The following is a 3,631-nucleotide window of genomic DNA, read 5'->3' on the forward strand; positions in this document are numbered from 1 at the left end:
AATTATGGAATTCTCTACCTCCTGTATATCGACAATGTGCTGTTTGCTATACAGATTTTTGGGCTGCATATGCTTGTGTTTTTCCTTCGCTACGCCATCAGCCAGTTGGTAAAGAAAGTGGAAAGACTAATCACATTGAAAGATTTAATAATACTTTGCGCCAACGTGTTTCTCGGATCGTAAGAAAAACTCTTTCATTTTCTAAAAAGTTAGAAAACCATATTGGTGCTATTTGGTATTTTATCCATCATTACAACTATGTTTTGAGCCAATAAATATCTAATCACTACATATTTATTACTACCCAAAATTCATAACTTTCTGTATAACGAGCAAGCTTATGAGTGGAAAATTCGCCGATAGCGAGCTTGAATTACCGAGTAGATGCCATAGGCAATTAAACCCAAAGGTACTAGAGCCAAAATCACTGGACTAAAAGGCTGTTGTGCCACAATTGCCAACACCTCGCCCAATCCCTTCGTTTGACTGGCATCCGAGAGCCTTGCTGCTTGAATTAAGAAAAAACCAATTATAACGAAAACAATTCCACGGGCAGCAATTCCAAATCGACCCAACCGTGTCGCCCAAGTTTGCTCGGTTTTGCTCATTTCATCTAGCTTGAAATGGCGGCGAAATTTGGCTTTATATGCTTCATAAAAATAAGAAAATCCTACACCAATAACAATTGATCCTGCCAATCCTACCAGCCATTGTCCAAACGGTTGCGCTAAAATTTGGGCTGTCAAATCTTGAGTTGTATCGCTATTACCACCGCCCGAACCCATTATCAGTTTTACAGCCGTTAAAGCCAAACCTGCATAAGCTAAAGCACTTAAGGCGTAGCCAATGCGTTGGGCAATTCGCTTGGCATCCATTTTCTGTCCTTGGTGTTCTGGATCTAGAATTGTCTGAACGATACGCCAAAGGGCATAACCAATAATGCCAATTGTTACCAGAAATAGCAGAAATTTACCGAACGGTTGGTTAACAATTTCTGATAATGCACCGCTAGTATCGGTTGTCCTGCCGCCCATACTAAAGGCTGCTTGTGCTGCGAGAAAACCGACAATAAAGTAAACTAAACCTTTGGAAGCATATCCCAATCTTGCCAGTCGCTCAAACCAGGGATGAGAAGCTGCCTGTCCAATTGAGTCTTTAATGCTGTCGGTGGGTGAGTTGTCCCGTTTCATATTTTTTATACTTTAGTTGTTAACGACTGCTGGCATAGGTATATGGTGGATTACTTTGCACTTAACTGAGTTTTTAAACAAATAATTTATATTATTATCTATTAATTTAATAATTAGCTTATTTAGAAATTTTTTTCATCTGTCTTGAGTGGGAGTGTCCGCGGTTGATTGATTTATAAATTTCACATTTATTAGCCTTGACAAATCTAGCTTTATGGGCTATGAGATAGCTTCGATGATGGAGCAGTCGGCCAGCAGTCTAGTATATCTTTGATTAAAACTTCTTTAACCCAAATTTGAATAACAATTAGAATTGGTAGCGCTAAAAATAATTCCAAAAAAAACAATAAAAATCTAAATGCTGTATAGAGTGTTAATGTGTAATTGGAAAGCAAATATCCCTGCTTTTTCATAAGGATAGGGGTGACAAAATTTCCTGCTGCAATTTGTTTAATTAGGAAATATAGCAACAACACCTCACCTGCTTGCCAATGCTAATCTAATAAAGGCAGCCCTGCTAAAATTACGCTTAAAAATTCGCCAATATAGGAAATAAAAGCGCATATAAATGCCACAACTCCGTTGACACAAAGCAGTATCACTTGCCAAACAAAGCAATAATGGTTGTAATATACAAAGCGTAAATCATTTATGAATTTCTTACTGCCTCCCCGAACTCGCGGGGAAGGTGGGGTGGGGTAAAAGATTTATGACTACTGCAAGGATTGCTATAACAGATTAATATGCGAATTGGTTCACATATTAATCGTTTTCATTTGTTGGGTTAAATGGTCAATACTCCGAAGGCGATAAAAAATTTGTCCGGGTAATCTTGCTTGCAACGAATAGCTCCCAACTCGCATATGAATAGTTTGGAATCTGGAATAGCTGCCCTAACTAGCTTATGGATGTTGTAAGAATGGATGCGCCCCAGTGCGGGAGTTGGGAATCAAGCATCTATCGCTAATACTCCGATCGCACTTAACTCAAAGCTCTATCATAAATTTTTCCTCAATCATCTTCCATCAGGTGGATATTTTCTTATGGCATCAGACAGATGGCAAGGTTAAGCTAGTTAGATTAAATAGAGATAGAAGCAAGATTTTGAAATGGTGAACAAAGACAATAGACGTTTTGCCTAAGTCGATTTTTAAGACTCTAAATTCCCCTTGTCGCAAGAAGTTGATTGTTCAAAACCGGGAGGATTTTAGGAAAATCAAATCAACCACAACGGCAGTGCCTGTGTTGAGTTCAACTTTTTATTTACCGGAAATTGCCGAATTCGGTACCCAAACATCCGGCATCCTGTCCTGCCCTTAACTGACTTTTCAGGAAAACTCTAATAGCTAACCACAAGGCGATCGCTTGCGACAGGAAGACAAGCAGAACCTATTTCTTACGTCGTTTGCTTTGATGCTCAATTCAGCAATAAGGTGTATATAATGAATCAACTGAATCAACCAGAATCCTTGTCGCAACCACTGATCCAAAGCGATTTCGTTGCTACTTTTCGCTTGTTTAGTAGATTTAGCTTCTGGATACAGTTATTCTTTGGTGCTGTTTCCGGCATTGTTTTATTATTTGCTATGTTGGGTCGCAACATGAGCGAACAAACCAATAATGCAGGTATTGGTTTCGGAGTATTTTTAGCAATAGTTGGTCTGTTATTGCTGTGCTTTAGAATTTTTTGGGATTTTCGCTATAGGCTTTTAGGGCGACTTTTGCACGCAGAAAATTCCCAGGTATATCCCAGCAAAGAACATATTACTCACACCTTACGGATTGGATTAGTTTCTAGTTTGGTGGGGGTATTAATCGCGTTTGTGGCTTCTGAAGAAACAGTGGCTGTAGTTCTAGCGAAAACTCTTAGTCAACCGCAAGCGATGGCAGCTTATGCGCCAGAAAATGTGATTCGTTCCCTAGATATTTTTGTGACGATGGCTAACGTCAATCTGATTGGCGCTCACTTTTTTGGAGCTGTTACTTCTCTTGGGTTACTCAATTGGGTAGAAGAGTAGTTGGCAAAATTAGCGATCGCTAAAGGGAAACACAACTCCTATGCCGTCAGGACTTACAAGCGCTGGCCGATTTAACTAAGGTTGGTGGTTTTGCACTGTCTTGGCGAAAGAGAGCGAAGACAGTGCAGCGACCAGCTAAACAAGTTGGCTATTTTGATGAACATCTAATCTGAAAATGGTAGCGATCGCTCCTGCTAATTGTAGTAAGCAGGAGCGACCGTTTTTTAATAATAAAAAAAACGTAATTTATTTATTATCTTGATAGATATTGCATTTAGCTTTATATTGAGAGATATATTTTGAATTGGGAAAAACAGAACTTAGGCTCATATTCGGAAATATGAGCTAAGTAGTCAGACAGAATTAATTACAGAAATACATAGTATAATGATATTTCCGGCAAAATTATGAGTTAATTACAGT

General features: G+C 38.9%; 3 protein-coding genes. 2 read left to right on the plus strand and 1 reads right to left on the minus strand.

What is annotated here, in order from left to right:
• The coding region (locus QUA33_RS27785; protein WP_333152950.1) for an IS1 family transposase at positions 1 to 275 on the plus strand (275 nt) is incomplete at its 5' end.
• A 63-nt stretch (positions 276 to 338) separates the two neighbouring features.
• On the opposite strand, the gene QUA33_RS27790 is transcribed toward QUA33_RS27785, so the two are convergent.
• Positions 339 to 1,190 (minus strand): DUF1206 domain-containing protein, encoded by an 852-nt coding sequence (locus tag QUA33_RS27790; protein ID WP_333152953.1) that lies wholly within the window; start codon positions 1,188 to 1,190, stop codon positions 339 to 341.
• Between the two features lie 1,442 nt (positions 1,191 to 2,632).
• On the opposite strand from QUA33_RS27790, the gene QUA33_RS27795 reads away from it, so the two are divergent.
• Positions 2,633 to 3,208 (plus strand): DUF3611 family protein, encoded by a 576-nt coding sequence (locus QUA33_RS27795; protein WP_333096953.1) that lies wholly within the window; start codon positions 2,633 to 2,635, stop codon positions 3,206 to 3,208.
• The last annotated feature ends 423 nt before the right edge of the window (positions 3,209 to 3,631 follow it).

It is taken from the genome of Microcoleus sp. Pol14D4 (genome assembly GCF_036701245.1).
In the GTDB taxonomy this organism is placed as follows: Bacteria; Cyanobacteriota; Cyanobacteriia; order Cyanobacteriales; family Microcoleaceae; genus Microcoleus.

Bases quoted from the DNA above. Each gene is read 5' to 3' on its own strand.
- QUA33_RS27790 (WP_333152953.1), bottom strand. From the start codon at position 1,190: ATGAAACGGGACAACTCACCCACCGACAGCATTAAAGACTCAATTGGA.
- QUA33_RS27795 (WP_333096953.1), top strand. From the start codon at position 2,633: ATGAATCAACTGAATCAACCAGAATCCTTGTCGCAACCACTGATCCAA.